The organism is Gordonia sp. i37, assembly GCF_002043085.1.
In the GTDB taxonomy this organism is placed as follows: domain Bacteria; phylum Actinomycetota; class Actinomycetes; order Mycobacteriales; family Mycobacteriaceae; genus Gordonia; species Gordonia polyisoprenivorans.
Genome location: NZ_MVPX01000153.1, coordinates 1 through 18,614 on the forward strand (window position 1 = coordinate 1; position 18,614 = coordinate 18,614).

At 68.0% G+C, this 18,614-nt stretch carries 9 protein-coding genes and 1 pseudogene; 5 read left to right on the forward strand and 5 right to left on the reverse strand.

Going from position 1 to position 18,614, the window contains the following annotated elements; translation table 11 throughout:
- Positions 1–434: pseudogene (locus tag B1964_RS07555) on the forward strand (PA-phosphatase); the annotation flags it as partial.
- 36 nt (positions 435–470) lie between these two features.
- Here B1964_RS07555 and B1964_RS07560 read toward each other — a convergent pair.
- From B1964_RS07560 to B1964_RS07570, 3 genes are all read right to left on the reverse strand, one after another.
- Positions 471–1,667 (reverse strand): aminotransferase class I/II-fold pyridoxal phosphate-dependent enzyme, encoded by a 1,197-nt coding sequence (locus tag B1964_RS07560; protein WP_020171606.1) that lies wholly within the window; start codon positions 1,665–1,667, stop codon positions 471–473.
- A gap of 39 nt (positions 1,668–1,706) precedes the next feature.
- Positions 1,707–2,954: an OpgC domain-containing protein gene (opgC, locus tag B1964_RS07565; protein ID WP_079929389.1), complete on the reverse strand. Its 1,248-nt coding sequence runs from the start codon at positions 2,952–2,954 to the stop codon at positions 1,707–1,709.
- A 173-nt stretch (positions 2,955–3,127) separates the two neighbouring features.
- Entirely contained in the window at positions 3,128–4,912 is a 1,785-nt protein-coding gene (locus B1964_RS07570; protein ID WP_079929390.1) for a long-chain fatty acid--CoA ligase, read from the reverse strand.
- A 243-nt stretch (positions 4,913–5,155) separates the two neighbouring features.
- On the opposite strand from B1964_RS07570, the gene B1964_RS07575 reads away from it, so the two are divergent.
- From B1964_RS07575 to B1964_RS07585, 3 genes are all read left to right on the forward strand, one after another.
- Positions 5,156–6,919, forward strand: a complete 1,764-nt coding sequence (locus tag B1964_RS07575) for a DEAD/DEAH box helicase (protein ID WP_079929391.1) — start codon at positions 5,156–5,158, stop codon at positions 6,917–6,919.
- A 161-nt stretch (positions 6,920–7,080) separates the two neighbouring features.
- A complete protein-coding gene (locus B1964_RS07580; protein ID WP_006371531.1) occupies positions 7,081–7,410 on the forward strand; it encodes a rhodanese-like domain-containing protein in 330 nt (109 codons plus the stop codon).
- A gap of 39 nt (positions 7,411–7,449) precedes the next feature.
- Positions 7,450–11,742, forward strand: coding sequence for an AAA domain-containing protein (locus B1964_RS07585; RefSeq protein WP_079929392.1), 4,293 nt, complete (start codon positions 7,450–7,452; stop codon positions 11,740–11,742).
- On the opposite strand, the gene B1964_RS07590 is transcribed toward B1964_RS07585, so the two are convergent.
- The gene (locus B1964_RS07590) at positions 11,726–12,559 is read right to left on the reverse strand and encodes an NAD-dependent deacylase (RefSeq protein ID WP_006371529.1); all 834 of its coding nucleotides are present in this window, start codon (positions 12,557–12,559) and stop codon (positions 11,726–11,728) included. The two genes, B1964_RS07585 and B1964_RS07590, sit on opposite strands and share 17 nt — an antisense overlap.
- 6 nt (positions 12,560–12,565) lie before the next feature.
- Entirely contained in the window at positions 12,566–12,997 is a 432-nt protein-coding gene (locus B1964_RS07595; protein WP_014359684.1) for an HIT family protein, read from the reverse strand.
- Positions 12,998–13,475: 478 nt separating this feature from the next.
- Here B1964_RS07595 and B1964_RS07600 point away from each other — a divergent pair.
- Positions 13,476–18,614, forward strand: a 5,139-nt coding sequence (locus B1964_RS07600) for a fatty acid synthase subunit beta domain-containing protein (protein ID WP_139765662.1), incomplete at its 3' end; no start/stop codon positions are given.

The following is an 18,614-nucleotide window of genomic DNA, read 5'->3' on the forward strand; positions in this document are numbered from 1 at the left end:
ACTATCCGCTCGACGTCATCGGTGGTCGGATGCTCGCGCAGGCCGTGACCTCCGAGATGCTCGGTGACCCGCGGTTCGCCGGGTTGTTCGCGCAGGCGCGTACCGAGCTGCGGGCGGTGCTGCAAGCACGCGTGGGCGCCCCGATCGGGGCGATCGTCGCCTGCCAGCAGGCCGCCCAGCCCACCGCGACGGCGCTGACGACCTACCGGCAGCGTGCGACCTTCTCCTTCCTGCCGTCCGGGGCGGCCCAGGCGGAGAACGTCCCCGCAGGAGCCGAAAACCTCATCCGCGCCGCACATCCCGGACTCAGCACGGCCCAGCTGCGCGACATCCTGGCCCGGACAGCGTTGCCCGCCGGCTACCCCCTGGACAAGAGCGGGCTGTCCGGCGGATGGCAGCGGCTCGACATCGCACGCGCATGGGTGACCCGCTGAGAGTGCCCTCGAGCGCGTGCCGTCGCGGCCGGATGGTCAGCCGAAGGTGGTGTCGAGGGCGCGGGTGAGATCGTCGACGAGATCGTCCGCGTCCTCCAGTCCGACCGAGAACCGCAAGTGCCCAAAGGTGCGAAAGGGCTTGGGATAGGCGGCGACCCGTGGTCCGTCGGTGCCGACGTGCACGATGAGCGACTCGTCGTGACCCAGCGAGACCGCCGAGGTGATCACTCGCAGGTGCGACACGAACCGATTCTGGGTCGCCGGATCACCGTCAACGGCGAAGGCCATCATTGCGCCGAACCCGCGCCCGCCGAATTGCCGTGCGGCGAGGTCGTGTTGTGGATGGGTGGCCAGCCCCGGATAGGCCACGTACGCGATTCGCGGATCGCCGGCGAGGAGTTCGGCGAGTCGCTGCGCGGTCGTCTGATGCTGACGCAGCCGCAGCGGCAGGGTGATGGACCCGCGGTCGATCAGCCACGCGTTGAACGGTGAGATGACCCCGCCGACGTCGACCATCGCCTCGGACTTGATCCGTGCGATGAGATGCTGCGCGCCGATCACCGCGCCACCCATGGCATCTCCGTGTCCGTTGATGTACTTGGTGAGCGAGTGCACGACGAGATCGGCGCCGTCGGTCAACGGCCGATACAGCGGCGGGGGAGTGAAGGTCGAGTCGACCATCAACAGCGCATCGGCGCGGTGCGCGATCTCGGCGAGTGCGCCGATGTCGGCGACCTTGGTGGTCGGGTTCGCGATGGCCTCGGTGACGAGCATCCGGGTGGTGGGCCGGACAGCTGCGACGACGGCGTCGAGATCGGTGACGTCGACGAAGCTTGCCTCGATGCCATACTTGCGCGGCATCAGTTCGGTCCACAGTTTGAACGTCGCCTCATAGGTCGTGTCGGAGACCACCACGTGGTCGCCGGTGGCGAGGAACGTGAAGAACACCGCGTGCAGGGCAGCGACGCCGGAGGCGAGTGCGACGGAGTCGTCGCCGTGGTCGAGTAGTGCCAGTTTTCGCTGCAGCGCAGCCTGATTGGCGCCGGTGTTGCGGGTGTAGAAGAGTTGATCGGTGCCCGACCAGTCGGCGGTCTCCGGATTCGGTGGCAGGTGATACGAGTTGGCCATGGTGATCGGGGTACGGATCGAGGGCCCGCTCGTGTCATTGCCCGCGTGCACACACGCCGTCATGTCGCCGCTCGCGCGCAGTAAGTCGTCGGTGTGCTCATCCATGTCGGTTCGACTCCGCTCGGCCGTCGGTCAGATCGTGTCTCATGCTGCCCGGTCGTCGGCGGATACCTCTCGCCGGCCCGTCCACCCGCGCGGAGAGGGCGCAACGTCGGCGACGGGTGCCGACGCAAGGGCGGGCGATGAGCTCTCGGTGGTCGGGCATGCCGGCCCCGCAGCGTCCGCTCGTGCCATGGTGAGCCGGGCGAGGACGGGAGCGCCGAGAATGACGGGCAAACGGTGCAGCTTGTCGATCCCGAGCGCGAGCCGGACCTCGGCCCACGCCCAGCACGTCCCGAACACGCCGATCGTGAAGGCGGTCATGAGCAGGGGTGACCACGGTCGATCGACGACGAGGATCGGTACCGCGACGAGTGCCAGCGCCTGGATCACATACGAGTCGAGGCTGCGGGTCCCCGACATCAGCAGTGGCCGCAACCATTCTCGTGACCACAACGACAAGAAGATCCGGCACAACCCGTAGACCGCCGGCACGAGCACCCAGGCGCCGACGGCTCGTGCCGGTCCGAACTCGAGTTTGTCGCCCAGGAAGGACTCGGCCGTGTGCCACGGACCGGCGGTCACCAGATAATGCGTGCACACTGCGATACCCGCTGCCACCAACACCACAGCGGGGAGGTGTCGCTCGATCCGCCCGGCGAGATCCCAACGACGCCACTGCCATCCGACGATGAGAGCAGGAACGAACATGATCTGCCAGCCCGCCCAGTTCTGGATGCGGGCGCCCGACGGTTGTGCAACCAGATAGAACCAGTCGGGTGCGGCGAATTGCGAAACCGCGTACAGCGCCACGGACGCGGCGAGGACCGGCCGCCACCACCCGCGCACCAGAAGCGGAAAGACGGCGAACGCCGAGCCCATCAACACCATGTAGAGCAACAAGATGTTGCCGCCGCTGGGCAGATAGCTCATCGTCACCGCCATCACCAGGCCCTGACCCCACCCGTCGACCGGACGGAGCCAGGTCAGGTGCCCGAACCCGGCCATCCCGGCCGCGACCGCAGCCAGCGACAGCGTGAGCTGGCAGACGTAAAGTGCGGCAAGCCGTTTGGCCAGGCGCGTATAGGTGAATCGCAGACCGCGGGTCTCGATCCACCGATGGTGCACCAACCCCAGGACGAACCCCGAGAGCAGGACGAACACGCTCATCCCGTCGACGTACGGGAACACGTGGGTGGGCATGGCGATTTTCGCGCCGTCGGCGAAATGGGCGGTGATCATGCTCCAGATCGCCAGGCCGCGTGTCACGTCGATCGCGAGGTCCCGGTTCATCGGTCCCGACAGTAGGACCGGGTCGCCTCCTCCCCGAGTGCGACGCGCGATCGAGTCCCAATCGTCACATTTGCCACATTGGAAACTTTGGTGACAGGTCGGTCATCGGTGCGACGCAACGACGAGGGGTCTCCCGGACATCGCCCGGGAGACCCCTCGTCGGAGCTCGGTGCTCAGGTGTACAGGTCGGCGATCGCCTGCTTGTAGGTGTCGCTGATGACGTTGCGCTTGAGTTTCATCGTCGGAGTGAGTTCTCCCGATTCGATGGTGAAGTCGGTGTCGAGAATCTCGAACTTCTTGATCGCCTCGGCCTTGGACACCTTCGAGTTGGCCTCGTCGACGGCCTCGGCGATCTCGGCGCGCAATTCGGCGTTTCTGGCCAGGTCGGCCAGCGAGGTGTCGGCCGGCAGATTGTGACGCTCGAGCCAGCCCGGAGTCGCCTCGCGGTCGATCGTGATGAGCGCGCCGATGAATGGCTTGTTGTCGCCGACCACGAGGCACTGGCTCACCATCGGGTGCGCACGGATGGCGTCCTCGAGCTGCGCCGGCGACACGTTCTTACCGCCTGCGGTGACGATCAGTTCCTTCTTCCGGCCGGTGATGTAGAGATAGCCGTCCTCGAGGCGGCCGATGTCGCCGGTGTGGAACCAGTCATCGTGGATCGCCTCGGCGGTGGCCTCCGGGTTGTGCCAATAGCCGGTGAACACCACCGGTCCCTTCAGCAGCACCTCGCCATCCTCGGCGATGGCCACCGACACCCCCGGGACTGGGCAACCGACCGATCCCACACGCTGGTGGTCCTCGTTGTTCGCGGTGACCGCCGCGGTCGTCTCGGACAGGCCGTATCCCTCGTAGACGGGGATGCCGACACCCCGGAAGAAGTGGCCGAGGCGGGCTCCGAGCGGGGCGCCGCCGGAGATGGCCCCCTCGCAATTGCCGCCGAGTGCGGCGCGCAGCTTGTTGTAGACCAGCGCATCAAAGATCTTGTGCTTGATCGTCAACACCAGTCCGGCCGAGCCTTTTTCGGTGGCCTTGCTGTACTCGATGGCGGTGTCGGCGGCCTTGTCGAAGATCGAGCCCTTGCCGCCGTCATAGGCCTTCTGCTTGGCGGAGTTGTAGACCTTCTCGAACACGCGCGGAACCGAGAGCACGTAGTTCGGCTTGAAGACCGCGAGATCGTCGATGAGGTTCGGGATGTCGTTGGTGTGGCCGAGGATCACGCCGTTCTCGACGCAGCCGACCGCGACGACACGGGCGAAGACGTGGGCCAGCGGGAGGAAGAGCAGGGTCGACTTGCCCTCGGCGAGGCCGGCGCCGACCGCATCCCGCGTCGCCGCGCACTCGGCGAGGAAGTTGGCGTGGGTCAGCACGACGCCCTTCGGCCGGCCGGTGGTGCCCGAGGTGTAGATGAGGGTCGCCGCGTCGGAGGACAGTTGATTGGCGTGCCGCTCGTCGAGTTGCTCGTCGCCGATCTGCTCGCCGCGCTTGGTCAGTTCGTTCACCGCGCCGCGCTCGATCACCAGGGTTTCGCGCAGCGGATCGCCGGCCTCGACGACCTCGGCATGCTTGGTGAACTGCGCCTCGGACTCCACGATCAGAAGGGACGTTCCCGAGTTCTCGACGATGTACTTGACCTGATCGGTCGCCGAGGTCTCGTAGATGGCGACGGTCACCGCCCCAGCGCGCCAGATCGCGTAATCGAGAACCGTCCACTCGTAGCGGGTGGAGGACAGGATCGCGACCCGGTCGCCGGGCGCGACCCCCGAAGCGATCAGGCCCTTGGCGACGGCGTCGACCTCGTCGGCGAAGTGCTTGGCGGTCACGGTGATCCACGTGCCGCTACTGCGCCGCTTGAACAACGGCATCGTCGGGCGCTCGGCGCGATACCGCAGGATCGCGTCGACGGTGGTCGCCTTGTCGTCGACGGAGAGATCGGACGGTGTCGTGTACTCCTGCATGCTGCTCCTGATGAAGAACCCGACATAGCGGACAACCCGCTGGTCGGCGCTGCGATTTTATGTGCGACCGAGGGTACCAGGATTCATGAGAGGCCCGTCACACCAGGCGGTGGTGGTGGGTGACGTCGGCGGTCGCGTGCTCGAAGCCTCTTCCACGTTGGTCTGTGGACAGATGCGCCTCGAGATGCGGTCTCTTCGGTCCTCGCGCATTACAGTTGACTCGATGAACGGGATACGCAGACCATGACCGAGACCCCAGCCGCCGACCGCCCCGACGCCGACGCGATCACCTTCGACGACCTCGACATCGACGACCGTGTGCGCAGTGCGATCGCCGAGGTCGGATACGAGACACCCTCGCCGATCCAGGCTGCGACGATTCCGCCGTTGATGGCGGGCCGCGACGTCGTCGGCCTGGCCCAGACCGGTACCGGTAAGACCGCGGCCTTCGCGATCCCGATCCTGTCCCGCATCGACCCGGCGGTTCGTCGTCCGCAGGCGCTGATCCTCGCGCCCACGAGAGAACTCGCCCTGCAGGTGTCCGAGGCCTTCAGCCGGTACTCGGCGCACATGCCCGAGGTGCGGGTGCTGCCCATCTACGGTGGGCAGAGTTACGGCGTGCAGCTGGCCGGGTTGCGGCGCGGTGCGCAGGTCATCGTCGGAACCCCGGGCCGTGTCATCGATCACCTCGACAAGGGCACCCTCGACATCTCCGAACTCGAATACCTCGTCCTCGACGAGGCCGACGAGATGTTGACGATGGGTTTCGCCGAGGACGTCGAGCGCATCCTGGCCGAGACGCCCGACTCCAAGCAGGTGGCGCTGTTCTCCGCGACCATGCCCAGTGCGATTCGCCGACTGGCGCAGAAGTACCTGCACGATCCGCAGGAGATCACGGTCAAGTCCAAGACCGCGACCGCTCAGAACATCACGCAGCGCTATCTGCAGGTGTCGCATCAGCGCAAGCTCGACGCGTTGACCCGGTTCCTGGAGGTCGAAACCTTCGACGCGATGATCGTGTTCGTGCGCACCAAGCAGGCGACCGAAGAACTCGCCGAGCGGCTTCGGGCGCGCGGATTCTCGGCGGTCGCCATCAACGGCGACATGGTGCAGGCCCAGCGAGAGCGGACCATCAACCAGCTCAAGGACGGTGGGATCGACATCCTCGTCGCCACCGACGTCGCCGCTCGCGGACTCGACGTCGACCGCATCTCGCATGTGGTCAACTACGACATCCCGCATGACACCGAGTCCTATGTGCACCGCATCGGGCGGACCGGCCGGGCCGGCCGGTCGGGTAACGCGCTGCTGTTCGTCTCGCCCCGGGAACGCCACCTGCTCCGGGCCATCGAACGCGCCACCCGCCAGCCGCTGACCGAGATCGGGCTGCCGTCGGTGGAGGACGTCAACGCCCAGCGTGTGGCCCGCTTCGCTGACTCGATCACCGAGAACCTGACCTCCGATCACCTCGACATGTTCCGCAAGCTCGTCGAGGACTACGCACGCGACAAGGACGTCGCCATGGCCGACATCGCCGCGGCGCTGGCCCTCGAGACGCGCGACGGTGGCTTCCTGATGGCTCCAGACCCGCCCGAGAGCGAGCGGCCGGCCCGCCGTGAACGGGAACCGCGCAAGGGGGGCGGCTCGTATGCCACCTATCGCATCGCGGTGGGCCGCAAACACAAGGTGTCACCCGGCGCGATCGTCGGTGCGATCGCCAACGAGGGCGGCCTCACCCGGGGTGATTTCGGCAACATCAGCATCCGCGACGACTTCTCCCTCGTCGAATTGCCGGACAACCTCGACCGCGACACCCTCGACCGGCTCCGCGACACCAGAATCGGCAAGAACCCGATCGATCTGCGTCGCGACCAGGGCCCACCCCGCGCCCGGGGCGGCAACAAACGCGCTGGTCAAGGTCAGCGCGGTCGAGATGGTCACCACTCGCGCGGTGACAGCTGGGGCAAACGCGGCTCGCGTCATGTTGCCGGTCGCGGACGTAGCTGAGGCGACTCCCCAGGGCGGTCGGGACACCCGATGCGTAGGTGACACTGTTGGGCGTTTCGAGATTGTTCCGTAACCTTGGTGGCGGATCGAACGATGATCCATGTGGACACCGTCCGACCCGACCGTCAGATTTACGCGAGCATTTTCAGGAGTAGTCACCAGTGTCAGTGGTGGATTCGATCTCAGCAGCCGAAGCCTTGTCCCACACCCGCGAGGGCGACGCCGTCGTCGTCGACGCCCGCCCCCAAGTGGTCCGCCACCAGGGTTCCTTGCCCGGTGCGGTCGTCGTGGACCCGACCGACGTCCGGTCGCGATTGGCCCCGACGCCGTCGGGAACGTTCCCGGTCATCGGGCATCGCGACACGGAGATCAACGTCGTATCCGTGTCGTCGCAGGCACCGCGCATCGCCGAGCAGATCGCCGACCTCGGCTACACGAATGTGCACTACGTCGACGGTGGTTTCCCGGCACTTCGGCGTACCACCCCGTGATCGTGCGGCCTGCCACCGGCGCGTCGACTTGATAGCGTGATGGGTCAGCCCGACCGTGGGCCGGTGCCGTCCGGCCAGGTCGGGGGATCTGCGCAGGAGGAAGCCGGGCTGATGGCCGAGCAGGAGACTCTCGACGACCGTCGTGACCAGGTCGTGCGTCTGCTCGAATTCCTCTCCGACCTCCTGGCCACCCGCGCCGGTCGTCGGCGTCATGTCGACGCCCATCGCGCCCGGCTCGACGTCGGTCCGGGTACCGCGGTCACGGTGCGTTCGGGTGCCGCGGCCGGCCAGGTCGTCGTGGAGCTCGACCCCGGCTACGTCGGCTACGACGAGCTCGACGCGATGATCACCGAGCTGTACGACCATCCGGAATCCCGCGAACTCGTGGTGGCCGGTGGCCTGGTGGTGGTGACCTCGGTGATCGGGGCCGGCTCTCCGGACGACGGCGCATCCGAACTGGTACGGGAGTACCTGCTGACCCAAGAGGTTGTCGCGCAGCGCGATCCGGACACGGGCGCGTTGCGGATCTCGCTCGGCGCAGGGTCTGCGCCGAGTGTCCAGGACGCCCGACTGCTCGCGGGGATCGAGGGAATCGACCTCTCCCGGACGGTCAAGCTCCACTCCCGTTTCGAGGCTCTGCCCAGTGTGGTGAGTCCCAAGGCCACCGATCTGCTCGACGAGTGGATTCCGCGTGTCGACACCGACCCCGACCAGGTCACCGTGGTGGTCGATCCGTCGGCTACGGCGTTGGTCCTTCGCGAGCGGTCGACCACTGCTCTGGCGGCGTTCTACGACACCGTCGCCGACCGGCTGCGTGAGTCCACCGAGGACGTGCCGATCGGGTTGGCGCAGCTGGTGGCGCCGATCGAGGTCGACGAGCGCGTCGAGGCGCTCGCGGCCTCGGGAGCCCTGCCCGCCGGCGAACTCATCACCGACGCGCTCTATCCGTTGCCGTCCAATGTCGAACAGCGTGATGTGCTGTCGCGTCTGGGCGCCGACAGCGGTGTCGTGGTCGAAGGGCCGCCGGGCACCGGGAAGACCCAGACCATCGCCAATGTGGTTGCCGCCCTTCTGTCCAAGGGCCAGCGGGTGCTGGTGACCAGCGAGAAGGCCGGCGCGCTCGCGGTCCTGCGGGACATCCTGCCGCCGGAGTTGCGCGCGCTGACCGTCTCCACCGCCGACCTGTCCCGCGATCGCTTCGAGTCGGTGGTCTCCGGTGTCGAGGAGATCGCCGAACGCAAGGCGACCTACGTCGACAGCGTCGGCAGCGCCGAGATCGACGATCTCTCTGCGCGTCGGCAGCAAGCGGTCGAGCGGCGTGAACGCGCGCTGCGGGGGCTGTGGGAACTGCGCCGCTCCGAAACCGAGGTGCACGAATGGGTGGCCGGTGACTTCTCCGGGACGGCCGCGGCGATCGTCCGGCAGACCAACGCCGACGCTGACCGGTTGGACTGGTTCCCGGGCCCGATCGACGGGGCATTCGCGCCACTCGATGCGAGCGAGTTCCGGCGTCTCCTCGAATTACTGAGGGCCACGAGAGGACAGACGCCGCGACTGTCCCAGCGTTTCGTCGATCTCGATGATCACCTTCCGGACCCCGCGACCATGGACCAGATCTGTGCGCGGATCGCGCGGCGGCCGGCCGAGCCGATGGTCGGCAGCGGATCGCTGATGTCGATCCTCGGCGATGTCGCCAGCCCGCGATTGCTCCATATCAAGGAGATCTGCGATCACCTCGGCGTCGCCGCCCACGAGGTCGGTACCTTTCCGCCGACCATGATCGACATGGCCGATCGGCTTCTCGCCGGACAGGCCGCGCACCTGTGGTCTCGGGTCACCGCCCTCTCGCCGGTGATCGCCGACGCCGCGCGCCGCGATCGCGAGCTCGGCGCGCACAGTGTCGTCGTGGACGGTGCGCGGCCGGGGGACGGTGAGCTGTTCGCCGCGGCAGCGGCCCACCTGCGCGACGGCGGACGCTGGCGCGGCCGTTTGCGCCGATCCGAGGAGCAGCGTGCGGTCGAGGAATCCGGTGTGGTCGTCACCGTCGACGGCCGGCCGGCCACCGACGAGCGGTCGTTGCAGGCGGTGGCCGATCATCTGGCCGTCTTCGACGCCGTGCATCAGGCGCAGCGCGTCCTCGGCGACCTGCACGTCCCCATCGACACCTCGGGATCGCGGTCGTCGCAGCTGAACCGGCTGGTCCTCCTCGACGGGCAACTCGGCTGGATCTCGGCCCTGGTCACCGCGCGCGACGACCTCGTTCGTGAACTCGAGGTGATCAGTCCGGGCGGCCCGCGACCGCGCAGTGTCACCGAAGCCGCGCGCGTGGCCCGCGAGGCCGGCGCGATCGCCGCGGCCAACGATGCCCTGCTCGCCGAGGAAGAGCTCGCCGAGCACGCCTACAGTCTGGCTGCGCAACTGGAGAAGGGGCCCTCACCGGAGGGCGATGCCCTGGTCTCCGCACTGGCCAACGCCGATGCCGAGGCCATCCGCGCCGCCCGGCGCGCGGCAACGGTCGCCCGGACGGAATGGGAGGACCAGACCGCCCTGGACCTCCTCATGCTGCGGTTACGCAGCAAGGCACCGGATTTCGCGGATCTGTTGGCGTCCACGGCCGACGACCCGCGATGGGACGCGAGACTGCGCGATGTCTCCGACGCATGGGCGTGGCGACGTGCACGGACGTGGGCCGCCGAACGCAGCGATCCCAAGGGGGAGCAGCGGTGGTCGGCTGCCCTCGACGAGGCCGAGGCCGACATCGCGCAGTTGACCACACAACTCGCCGCGGCCCGCGCGTGGCGGGCGTGCCTGTCGCGCGTGACCGTGGCCCAGGTCCAGGCGTTGCAGTCCTATCGCGACCACATGATCAACCTCGGCAAGGGGTCGGGTAAGCATGCTTCGAGGTTCCGCGCTGCAGCCCGGGAGGCGATGGAGCAGGCATCAGCCGCGGTGCCGGCATGGGTGATGCCGATGTCGCAGGTGGTGGACATGATTGCGCCCGAACAGAATTCGTTCGACGTGGTGATCGTCGACGAAGCCAGTCAGTCCGACATCACCAGCGTGTTCCTGCTCTGGCTCGCTCCGCGGGTGATCGTGGTCGGCGACGACCGGCAGTGCGCCCCGACGGGGCTGGCGGGCACCACCCTCGACGACGCCTTCGCCGCACTCGACGCCCGGTTGCCCGACCTGCCGCACTATCTTCGTGACGGTCTCACGCCGAGATCGAGTCTGTTCTCGTTGCTGCGCAGCCGATTCGGCCACGTCATCCGACTACGGGAGCATTTCCGCTCGATGCCCGAGATCATCGGCTACTCGTCGGCGCAGTTCTACGCCGACGCCCCGCTGATCCCGGTCCGTCAGCACGGCGCGGACCGACTCGATCCGCTACGGACCGTGCGGGTATCGGGAATTGCTCAGGGGCAAGGTAATTCGATCGTCAACACCAGCGAGGTCGACGAGTTGGTGTCGACACTGGTCGAGTGCCTGGCCGACACTGCCTACGACGGACTCGATTTCGGTGTCATCGCCTTGCAGGGCACCAAGCAGATCGACCTCCTGACCCGTGCGTTGCGCGAGGCGGTCGACGACGAGACGTGGCGTGCCCGGCGGATTCGGGTGGGGTCACCGCCTGACTTCCAGGGTGATGAGCGGCGGGTGATCTTCTTGTCGATGGTGGTTTCCGACCCCTCGTCGATCGCCGCCCTGACGCGCGCCGAGTCGCAGCGCCGCATCAATGTCGCTGCGTCTCGCGCGATGGATCAGATGTGGCTGTTCCACTCCATCGATCTCGCCGACCTGGGGGAGGGTGACCTGCGGCGGTCGCTGCTGGGCTATATGCAGGCCAATGCCGGACCGGCCATCGACGCCATGCCGGTCGACGTCCCCGATGACCGCAGGGTCGAACCGTTCGAGAGTCTCTTCGAGCAGAAGATTTTCAATTGCCTTGCCGCGCACGGTTATCACGTCACGCCCAAGGTTTCGGTCAACAACATGTGCATCGATCTGGTGGTCACCGGCGCCGACGGCCGTCTGGCGGTCGAATGCGACGGTGATGAATTCACCACGACCGGTGCGCAAGCCCGTTCCGACATGGAGCGTGAGCGCGAACTGCGGCGATGTGGTTGGGAGTTCTGGCGGGTGCGGGAGTCGGAGTTCGAACTCGACGCCGACGCCGCGCTGGCGCCGCTATGGGAGGCTCTCGATCGCCGTGGTGTGAAGCCCGGATCGGTGGCCGGCCCGCATGTCGGTATCGCGGGAACCGCTGTCTCGGAAGGCTCGTCGGCGGAACTCGCCGCGGTGTGGGAGCCGGTGGATCTCAGCGCAGGCGAGTAGGCGGCACCTCCAGCGCCTGCACCAGTGCGGGTAGCGCCACCGCCGCGCCGACCGGAATACGTTGCTGCACAGACGGTGTCAGCGCCGAGGGCTCGGGATTGATCTCGATGACCGGAATCCCGGCGGCCGCGGCGCGTTCGGGTAGCGACGCTGCCGGGTACACGATCCCGCTCGTGCCGATCACGAGGACGACGTCGGTCGCGCGGAAGGCTGCATCGGCGCGTTGCCACTCCTGCGCGGGCAGTGGTTCACCGAACCACACCACGCCCGGACGCACCAGCTCGCCACAGACCGGGCACCGCGGAGGCTCTACCCTCGGCAGCTCGCCGGTGACCTCCGGGTCGGCGACGTCGATGGGGTCGGTCTCGGTGAACCGATGCCCACAACGGGAGCAACGCGGCGCGAACAGGCTGCCGTGCAGATGACTGGTCACCGGCGTGCCCCCACGTTCGTGCAGGTCGTCGACGTTCTGGGTCACCACCATCACCGCGCGCGGATCGTCTCCCGCCGCGCGCCCGGCATGCCGGAGCTCGGCGAGTGCGCGGTGCCCGGCGTTCGGCTCGCGGCGTCGGACCTGTCCGGCGCGCCACTGATACCAACCCCACACCAGCGCCGGATCGTCACGCCAAGCCTGTGGCGTGGCCAGAGTTGTCGGATCGAAGTTCTCCCACAGACCGGTGCGGACGTCTCGGAAGGTGGGGATGCCGCTCTCGGCGCTCATTCCCGCGCCGCTGAAGACCGTGACCCACTCGGCCGCGCGAACGATCTCGGTGACCTCGGGCGGGATCAGTGGCTCGCCCCGGTGCTCGTCGGTCATCGCACCTCACGATTCCCTGGTGCCGTCGAGGGCCGCACGCAGCAGCATCGCTGTGGAATCCGGATCGGGATCGCGACGAACGATCATTCCGCGGACGAAGCGCAGGCGATCACCGTCGTGTCGTGGCACGACGTGCAGATGGGTGTGGAAGACGGTCTGAAAGGCCGCCCGACCGTCGTTGATCGCGAGGTTGACGCCGTCGGCGGCCAGCGGCGAGCGCTTCATGGCCGCGGCCACGGACTGGCCCGCGCGCAGCATGCGCGCGCCGAGTTCGGGTGCGAGGTCGGCCAGCCCGGTCGAATGTGTCCGGGGCACCAACAGCGTGTGGCCGCGGGTGATCGGCCGGATGTCGAGAAAGCCCAGGACATCGGGGTCGGAGTAGACGACGCGGGCTGGGGCCGCGCCCGACACGATGTCGCAGAAGACACAGTCGGTCATGGTCGATCACCCTACGTCGTCGGCGTGCCCACCCGACATCGGCGGGTGTGGTGCGGGACACGCCGCCAAAGGTGTTCCAGTTCACATAACGATTGAATAACGAACGCGGGCTGACCTGCGGAGCGCTCGTTCGGTCCGCGAAAAGCTGGCGTGAACTGGCGCAACCCTGGCGGTCCCCAAACCGGGTTGAGTGCACGTGTGTGTTACCCGCGGGATTACCGACGGGTATACCGCGGGGTCAGTTCCGAACATGAGGAATCCCTCACTTTCGTGTGTCATGATGAGTGCCACGAACACGTCGGCGATATCTCACTGCCGAGAACGCCACACCAAAGACGGTGTCACACAGGCGTGTTCAGAAACATCGCGACCACTCTACCGGCCCGGCCCACGTCGGGCACCGGTGGCGATGACGCGTGCCCGTCAGCGGGTGCGGTCACGGGTCGTACGACAACCGGACACAACCACAGGAGTTCATGTGACCGTCGATCACCATCGCACCGGAGCAGACCGGACCACCACCGGCCGCCCCACCCAGGCGCTCATCGATCGCCTCCTTGCCGGCGAGCCCTACGCGGTCAGCTTCGGCGGTCAGGGAGCAGCCTGGCTGCCGACCCTGGCAGAGCTGGTGATCGACGCCGACCTCGAGCATCGGGTGGCCGGCGTCGTCGACGCGGCCGAACGCCTCGTCGAGCCGGTCGCCGAGCAGATCACGATCGCCCGGCCGGACGGATTTCACCCGATGGCGTGGGCCCACGCCCTCGACGCCGGCGAGCCCGCACCGTCGGACGCCGACCTCGCCGACTTCACGCTGTCCGGCCCCGGCGTGCTGCTCACCCAACTCGCCGCGATCGAGTCGCTGCGTAAGCAGGGCCTCGACACCGCTCAGGCCGCGCCGCGGGCCGTCATCGGACATTCCCAGGGCTCGCTGGCCACCGGTGCCATCGGGGCCGAGGGCCACGTGGCCGAATCGGGTCAGGGTCTACTGCTGGCCATCGCCCACCTCATCGGTGCCGCGGGCACGATCGTCGCCCGCCGGCGCGGCCTGGCCACGACCAGTGAGGGCTCGCCGATGCTCGCGGTGACCGGCGTCCGGCCCGAGCGCATCGAATCGCTTCTCGCGCAGTACCGTTCCGAGCTCGCCGCAGCCGAGCAGGACAACGCCCCGGTCATCGCGATCCGCAACAGCCGCACCGCGGTCGTGCTGTCCGGCGCGCCGCGCCACCTGCGTGCCTTCACCGCACTGTGCGAGAAGGTCGCCGCGGCAGAGGCCGATGAGCGCAAGCGCAAGGTCACCGGCGGCGCGCCGTTCGCCCCCTCCTTCGATCATCTGTCGGTCAGTGTCGCCTTCCACCATCCGGCCATGGCCGGTGCGGTCGAACTCGTCGGGCAGTGGGCCGAGCAGTGTGGGATCGACGTCGATCTCGCCGTGCGGCACGCCCACGACATCCTTGTCGCCACCGTGGACTGGGTGGGCACCGTCGAGGAGACCCTCGGCACCGGTGTCGGGTGGATTCTCGACTTCGGTCCCGGTGACCTCGCCACCCGGCTCTCGGCCCCGCTCGTTCGCGGCCAGGGTGTCGGTCTGGTCGCCGCCGCATCGCGCGGTGGACAACGAAACCTGTTCAGCCCCGGCGGTATCCCCGAGGTTGCCCGCCCGTGGAGCGAGTTCGCGCCGACCCTCGCCGAACTCCCCGACGGTCGCAAGGTCGTCGAGACCGCGTTCACCAAGCTCACCGGGCGTTCGCCGATGCTGCTCGCCGGCATGACCCCGACCACCGTGGATCCGGCCATCGTCGCCGCCGCTGCCAACGCCGGACACTGGGCCGAGCTCGCCGGTGGTGGGCAGGTGACCGAGCAGATCCTCGCCGACAATGTCGCGACCCTGACCGACCTGCTCGAGCCGGGACGGCAGGCGCAGTTCAATGCGCTGTTCCTCGACCCGTACCTGTGGAAGCTACAGCTCGGTGGTAAGCGCCTCGTGCAGAAGGCTCGCGCCCAGGGTGCCCCGATCGACGGCGTCATCGTCTCGGCCGGGATCCCCGAACTGGACGAGGCCGTGGCGCTCGTCGACGAATTCGTCGAGGCCGGACTGCGTTTCGTTGCCTTCAAGCCCGGAACCGTCGAGCAGATCCGCTCGGTGATCCGCATCGCCGCCGAGGTGCCCCACCACCCGGTGATCGTCCAGATCGAGGGTGGCCGCGCCGGTGGTCACCACTCGTGGGAAGACCTCGACGATCTGCTGCTGGCCACCTACGGCGAGCTGCGTGCCCGACCTAATGTCGTGGTCTGCGTCGGCGGCGGCATCGGCACCCCCGAACGTGCCAGCGCGTATCTGACCGGGCACTGGGCCGCCGAGCACGGTTACCCGCTGATGCCGCTCGACGGCATCCTCGTCGGCACCGCTGCGATGGCGGCCAAGGAGGCCACCACGGCTCCCGAGGTCAAGCAACTGCTGGTCGACACAGTCGGCTGCGACGAGTGGATCGGCGCCGGCGGTGCCACCGCCGGAATGGCTTCGGGCCGTAGCCAACTCGGTGCCGACATCCACGAGATCGACAATGCCGCCTCCGCGTGCGGACGCCTGCTCGACGAGGTCGCCGGCGACGCCGACGCGGTCGCGGCGCGGCGCGACGAGATCATCGCCGCGATGGCCCCCACCGCCAAGCCCTACTTCGGCGACGTCGCCGAGATGACCTATCGGGCCTGGCTCGATCGCTATGCCACCCTGGCCGTGGGTGCGCCCGACGACGAGCAACTGCCGTGGGCCGACATCACCTGGAAGCAGCGTTTCATCGAGATGCTGCGCCGCACCGAGGCCCGGATGAACCCGGTGGATTCGGGTGAGATCCCGACCATGTTCACCGATGTCACCACCGTCGAGGACGCGCACGCCGCGATCGACGCCCTCATCGGCGTGTACCCCGAGGTCGAAGTCGACGTCCTACACCCCGCCGACGTCGCGTTCTTCCTCGATCAGTGCCGCACCCCGGGCAAGCCGGTCAACTTCGTGCCCGTCATCGACAAGGATGTCCGCCGGTGGTGGCGCAGCGACTCGCTGTGGCAGGCCCACGATGCCCGCTACCCGGCCGAGGCCGTGTGCATCATCCCGGGGCCGGTGGCCGTCGCCGGCATCACCCGTGTCGACGAGCCCATCGGTGACCTGCTGGACCGTTTCGAGGCGCAGGTCGTCACCGACCTCGGCGCAACCGGCGTGCAGCCGAGCGTCATCGACTCCCGCAAGCAGGCCGGACTGGCCGCCGACGCCGGTCGTCTGACCAGCGTCCTGGAAGCCGACGACGTCTGCTGGGCGAGCCGCATGGTTCCGAGTCCGATTGCGCGGCTGGGTGATCGGGACAAGTGGTCGGTGCTCTCGGATGTCCGCGCCGAGCACGAGCCGACCGGTTCGGTGCTGGAGCGGATCGACGACGAGCGCTTCGACCTCGTCATCCCGATCTCGAGCGCGTCGGTGCGCATCCCGTTGCACGTCGACGCCTCGCTCGCCGACGGTGGCGCCCCGCTGGTCCTCGCCGACGATGCCTCGACCGCGATGCGGGAGATCCTCACCGTCGCCGCCGGCGGATCGCTGGCCGAGGTCGCCGACGGCGTCTCGCGCACCACGGTCACCTGGGCGCCGGAGTCGGTCGCCGACCACGCCGCGGTCACCGGTTACACCCTGCCCCCGCATCTGCATCCGACCACCCCGGCCGAGCCCTTCGGCTTCGCCGTTCCCGACACCCTCGTCGGTGCCTGCTGGCCGAGCGTGTTCAGTGTCATCGGCGCAGCCACCACCGAGGATGGCCGAGCGGTCGTCGAGGGTCTACTCGACCTGGTTCACCTCGATCACGCGGTGCACCTGGTGGGTGAGATCCCCACGGAGACAACTCAACTCACCGTGATCGCGACCGGTGGCCCGGTCTCCGACACCGAGGTCGGTCGCGTCGTGCAGGTGCAGGTCGAGGTGATCGACGGACAGAAGCAGGTCGCCGTGATGACCGAGCGCTTCGCGATCCGCGGACGACTCGGCTCGGCCGAACTCGCCGACCCGGCACGCGCCGGGGGAGCGCTCGACGACGAGGGCTCGGCGACCCGCAAGACCCTGCGCACCGCGACCATCACCGCACCGGAGCGGATGACCGGCTTCGCCGCGGTCTCCGGCGACCGCAACCCGATCCACACCGACTCCGCCGCCGCGCGGCTGGCCGGCCTCGGTGACCCGATCGTGCACGGCATGTGGCTGTCGGCGGCGGCGCAGCAGGTGCTCACCGCCACCGATGCCAAGAACCCGATTCCATCACCGCGACCGCTGATCGGTTGGACCGCACGGTATCTGGGCATGGTGCGAACCGGCGACGAGATCACCGTCCGCGCCGACCGGGTCGGAATGGACGCCGGCCGCGAGATCGTCGAGGTCACCGCCAAGGTCGGCGACAACCTCGTGATGAGCGCCACCGGTCTGCTGGCCGCGCCGCGTACCGTCTACGCCTTCCCCGGGCAGGGCATCCAGAGTAAGGGCATGGGTCTCGACGCCCGCTCACGCTCGAAGGCCGCACGCAAGATCTGGGACCGCGCCGACAAGCACACCCGTGCCGCACTGGGCTTCTCGATCCTCGCGGTGGTCCGTGACAACCCGACCACCCTGATCGCCAACGGGACGACCTACAACCATCCCGACGGTGTGCTGTTCCTGACCCAGTTCACCCAGGTCGCCATGGCGACCCTCGGTGTGGCACAGATCGCCGAGCTCAAGGAATCCGGCGGCTTCGTCGAGGGTGCGATCACCTGCGGTCACTCCGTCGGCGAGTACAACGCGCTCGCGGCCTGCGCGGGAGTGTTGCCGCTCGAGGCGGTGCTCGAGGTCGTCTTCCAGCGTGGCGAGGCCATGCATCACCTGGTGCCCCGAGATGATCAGGGCCGCAGTGACTATCGGATGGCCGCCATCCGGCCCAGCCAGTTCGGGCTCGACGACGCCGAGGTCACCGACTTCGTCGCGCAGATCGGCGCCGAGTCCGGTGAGTTCCTTGAGGTCGTGAACCTCAATCTGCTCGGTTCGCAGTACGCGATCGCCGGCACCGTGCGCGGCCTCGAGCGACTCGAGGAGGAGATCGAGCGTCGCCGCATCGAATTCGGCGGCAAGCGCTCGTTCATCATCGTGCCCGGCATCGACGTGCCGTTCCACTCGACGGTGCTGCGTGCCGGCGTGCCGGAATTCCGCGGCAAGCTCGACGCGCTGCTTCCCGAGGAATTCGATCCGTCGATCCTCATCGGGCACTACATCCCGAACCTGGTGCCGCGGATGTTCAATCTCGGCCGCGACTTCGTCGCCGAGATCGCCGATCTGGTTCCGTCCGACCCGCTGAACGAGGTTCTCGCGGACTGGGATTCGTGGGCCGCGCAGCCGGCGAAACTGGCACGCGTGGTGCTCATCGAGTTGCTGGCGTGGCAGTTCGCCAGCCCGGTGCGCTGGATCGAAACCCAGGAGCTACTGTTCTCCGGCGCCGACCGCGACGGGCTCGGTGTGCAACGCTTCGTCGAGATCGGCCTGAAGGGCGCCCCGACCCTCGCGGGTCTGGCGACCAATACCCTCAAACTCGATCGATACGACTCCGCGACCACC